Source organism: Nostoc sp. NOS(2021) (assembly GCF_017115025.1).
In the GTDB taxonomy this organism is placed as follows: domain Bacteria; phylum Cyanobacteriota; class Cyanobacteriia; order Cyanobacteriales; family Nostocaceae; genus Nostoc.
In genome coordinates, this window is the sequence record NZ_JABXKM010000185.1 from 1 (window position 1) to 4809 (window position 4809).

1 protein-coding gene is annotated in these 4809 nt (G+C 43.6%); it reads left to right on the plus strand.

Annotation, left to right across the window (positions count from 1 at the left end):
* Window positions 1-60 precede the first annotated feature (60 nt).
* Window positions 61-4770 (plus strand): GAF domain-containing protein, encoded by a 4710-nt coding sequence (locus HWQ41_RS21270; RefSeq protein WP_292767149.1) that lies wholly within the window; start codon window positions 61-63, stop codon window positions 4768-4770.
* The last annotated feature ends 39 nt before the right edge of the window (window positions 4771-4809 follow it).

Here is a 4809-nt window from a genome sequence, read left to right on the forward strand (position 1 = left end):
CCCTGCTTCCCTGCCCCTCTGCTTCTTCCCCACTCCCCAGAATGTAGATAAGGCTCAAGGATGAAAGCACCATTACCTGATAACGAAGCACAGAGAATCGAGACGCTTTTGCAGTATAAGATTCTCGACACGCCATCTGAAGCCGCTTTTGATGACCTCACCCGTTTAGCCTCGTATATTTGTCAGACTCCTATTGCCTTAATTAGCTTAATTGATACAAACCGTCAGTGGTTCAAGTCAAAAGTCGGAATGGAAGTCCTAGAAACACATCGAGATTTGGCATTCTGTGCCTATGCTATTTTACAGCCTGATGTTTTGGTTGTGCCTGATGCAACAGATGACGAACGGTTTGCGACAAACCCACTGGTAACATCTGATCCAAATATTCGGTTTTATGCTGGTGTACCTCTGACTAACCCTGAGGGATACGCGCTAGGAACACTTTGCGTGATTGACTACGTACCACGAGAACTTACTCTAGAACAAGTGGAGGCATTGCGAACTTTGGGTCGTCAAGTCATCAAGCAACTGGAATTGCGCCGAAATTTAGCAAGTTTGGTACTTGTTACCAAGAAAAGCAAACAGGCGCAGAGGGTACACAAGCAATTTTTCAAAAAGATTGTGGCAGGTTTTGGTTTGTCGTCGGTAATTTTAGTTCTGATTGGCGTGGTTTCTTATCAAAATACAACAGTATCTACTTATAATCGCAATATAGTAAAAAATACTTATAAAAAACTCAACAGCCTAGAAGAACTACTGTCCCAGATAAAGGATGCTGAGACTAGACAAAGTAGTTACATCTTCACTGGAGAAAAACTTTATCTAAAACCGTATCAAGCAGCACTTGCTAACGTCGATCAAGAAATTGCCAAGCTGAAGAGTTTAACAGCAGATCAACCAAACCAACAAAAGCAGATTGCAACGCTTGAATTTCTAATAACAGCTAAACTTACTGAACTAAAACAGACTATCGACTTGCGCCAGAACAAGGGATTAGAGGCGGCGTTGCAAGTACTACTGAGAAATGATCAACAAAATCTCATGGATGATATCCGCAAGGTGATCAATGAGATAAAAAACGAGGAAAAGGGGCGGCTTCAGCAGCACTCACAAGCAAAAGAAGCCAGGAGTCGCAACACAATTCTGATACTTGCGATCGCCATCTGCCTAAGTTTTATCGTTCTTGCTGTAGTCTACTACTTGATTTATCGTGAGGTCACTGAGCGGAAAAGAACAGAAGAAACCTTAAACCAAGAACGCAACTTTATCTCAGCAGTCCTTGATACAGTCGGCGCGTTGGTAATAGTTCTCGATTCTCAAGGGCAAATCGTTCGCTTCAATCAAGCTTGTGAGCAAATAACAGGTTACTCCTTTGATGAGGTGAGGGGTAGGTATTTCTGGAACTTGTTTCTAATTCCTGAAGAGGTGGAGCCGATCAAAGTAGTTTTTGAGCAGTTGCGTTTTGGTCAAGTCCTCAATGAGTACGAGAACTATTGGATAATGAAGGATGGCAGTCGCCGACTGATCGCCTGGTCAAACACCACCTTAAAAGATTATGAAGGATCAGTGGAATACATTGTTGGCACTGGCATTGACATCACCGATGTCTCCGACGAGCTTCGCTTACGCAAACGCTCGGAACGGCTTCTGAATGCACAATATGCTGCAACCCGCGTTTTAGCGGAGTCCACCACGATCAGCGAAGCTACTCACCAAATTCTGCAAGGAATCTGCGAGAGTTTGGGATGGGATTTGGGTGAAATTTGGATGGTGGATCAGCAAGCAAATGTGCTGCGTTTTCTCGATATGTGGCATAAAGCATCCCTTAAGGTGCAAGAGTTTGAAGCACTGAATCGGCAAACCACGTTTCCACCAGGAATTGGACTACCTGGTAGGGTTTGGGCTAGTTCTGAACCTGTTTGGATCACTGATGTGGTTAAAGAACTCAGTTTCTCCCGCTTCAAAATCAGCGCTCAAGTAGAACTACGCGCAGCCTTCGGGTTTCCGATCCGCAGTGGTCACAAAATTATCGGTGTCATTACCTGCTTCAACCGGGAAATCCAGCCGCCTGACCAAGATTTGGTAAAAACGATGAATTCGATTGGTGAGCAAGTAGGGCAATTTATCCAGCGTAAACAAGCTGAAGAAGAAATACAACGCCAAAACTTGCGATCGCAACTATTTACCGAAATCACCCTCAAGATTCGCCAGTCTTTGCAAATCGAAGAAATTCTCCAAATCACTGTTCAGGAGGTACAAAAGATTCTCCAGACTGACCGAGTTTTGATCTATCAGCTTTTGCCAGATGAGTCTGCACCCACCGTTATTGAAGCAGTAGTTTCTGGCTTACCAGTAATCAAAGAGCAAAACATCACCACCCTCTATTTACAAGCGGAATATCTACAACAGCAGTATCTACAGCAGTACCGTCAAGGACAGATTTTCGGGCTGGCTAACTTTAATTTGCCGGAAGTTGAACAAAGCCATCTGGAATTAATGCAACAGTTTGGGGTCAAAATCAATTTGGTTGTGCCCATTCTTGTCAAAGAAGAACTTCGCGGTTTGCTCATAGTTCATCAGTGTGACGATTCCCACCACTGGTCTAGCTTTGAAACTCATCTTTTGCGGCAAATAGCCGACCAAGTAGGTATTGCCTTAGCCCAAGCCCAACTATTAGCAGCAGAAACTCGTCAGCGACAAGAACTTGAAATTGCCCGTCGCCAAGCCGAATTAGCTTCTCAGACGAAAAGTGCCTTTTTGGCGAATATGAGTCATGAAATTCGGACTCCGATGAATGCTGTCTTGGGAATGACCGGTTTAATGTTAGATACTCCCTTAGACGCAGAACAGCGAGATTTTATCGAAACAATTCGTAGTAGTGGAGACGACCTTTTAAGTTTAATCAACGAGATTTTGGATCTTTCCAAACTTGAGGCTGGAGAGATGGCTCTCGAAACTCTAGATTTTGATCTATCCACTTGTGTGGAAGAAGTGGTGGAATTATTGGCTCCCTCAGCTCATAACAAGGGATTAGAAATTGCCGCACTGATTGAGCACAACGTCCCCACCCACCTCAAAGGAGATACTGGTAGGCTGCGGCAAATTCTGATGAACTTAATCAGCAACGCTATCAAGTTCACCAGCGCTGGCGAAGTATTAGTGCAAGCCGAATTGCGATCGCTTTCCTCCACGACAGCCACGATCCATTTTGACATCACAGATACGGGTCTTGGCATTAGCCCTGAAGACCAACGCAAACTCTTTACGCCATTTACCCAAGTGGATGCTTCTACCACTCGCAAGTATGGTGGTACAGGTTTGGGATTAGCCATCTGTAAACAACTTGTAACCTTGATGGGAGGAGTGATTGGGGTAGAAACTCAGACGGGAAAAGGATCTAAGTTTTGGTTTGAGGTGCTTTTTACAAAGCAAGTTGAACCTGTTTTGCCAAAATGCGAACGCGGACTTTTGCACAATCGCCGCTTGTTACTGGTGGATAACAAGGCTACTAATTACAAAATTATCTATCATCAAGCTACTCATTGGGGAATGCAGGTAGATCAAGCTGACAGTGTTGCTGCTGCCCTCAAAGCTATTCAGAAAACTGGTGAGCAGGGGAAACCCTATGATGTCGCCTTAGTTGATATGCAAATACCTCAAACAAATGGCATGACAATCGGAGAACAAATTAAAGCCAATTCTGCAATTGCTGAGATCCCTTTGATTCTGCTCACCTCTACTAATCAACGGGATGAAGTGCAGCAGGCGCTCAAAATCGGATTTACTGCTTATTTGGTCAAACCCATTAAGCCATCAAGATTGCGCGATACGATCATAACTATTTTAGAAACTCAGCCGGAATCAGAACAAGAAGCTAGAGGCTGGAGGCTAGAGACTACTGAAAAAATCCAGAGTACAGAAACTTTAGACATTCTTGCTTCCTCTTCCCCTAACCCCTCTACTAAATTCAAGTTAAGAATTCTGCTAGCTGAAGATAATTTGGTGAATCAGAAAGTAGCCTTGAAGCAACTCCAGAATTTGGGCTACAAAGCCGATGTCGTTGCTAATGGAAAGGAAGTTTTGCAGCTATTAGAAAAAATTCCTTACGATTTGATTCTGATGGATTGCCAAATGCCAATTCTCGACGGTTTTGAAACCACAAAAGAAATTCATCGTTGGCAAGAGAACGCCTTTGCCCTGCGTCGTCGTCCTGTGGTGATTGCGATGACGGCTAATGCGATGAAAAAAGACGAACAAATGTGTCTCAATGCCGGCATGGACGACTATCTGAGTAAGCCAGTGTTTAAAGAAAAATTGGCTGTGATCCTAGAGCATTGGACAGGCGTGATCCTCTCAAAACAAAAGGCAGTTGTGTATGAACAGACAGTTTCCACTGACCTAGCAATTGATTGGGAACACTTGCATCGGATATCGGGAAATGATGGAGAATTTGAATTAAATCTATTGCAAATATGCGTTGAAGATATTAAACCCCGTTTAGAGATAATTAGAGCAGCGATCGCATCTGATGACTTTGGGCAAATTCCGCGAGAAACTCATCACCTTAAAGGTGCTAGTGTTAACATTGGAGCCACAGCTATGTATCTAGCAGCTGACAAACTAGAACAATTGGCTTACTATCAAGAGCGTAGAGGTACTACCAACTTAATTTTAGAGTTAGAAGAATTTGTCAACCGCATTCAAGACTTTTTAATGAGAAGTAAAGTAACAAATAACACATTATTGCCACACAAAAATGATGGGGCATAAACTCGCAATTATAGCAGGGGACTGGGGACTGGGGACTGG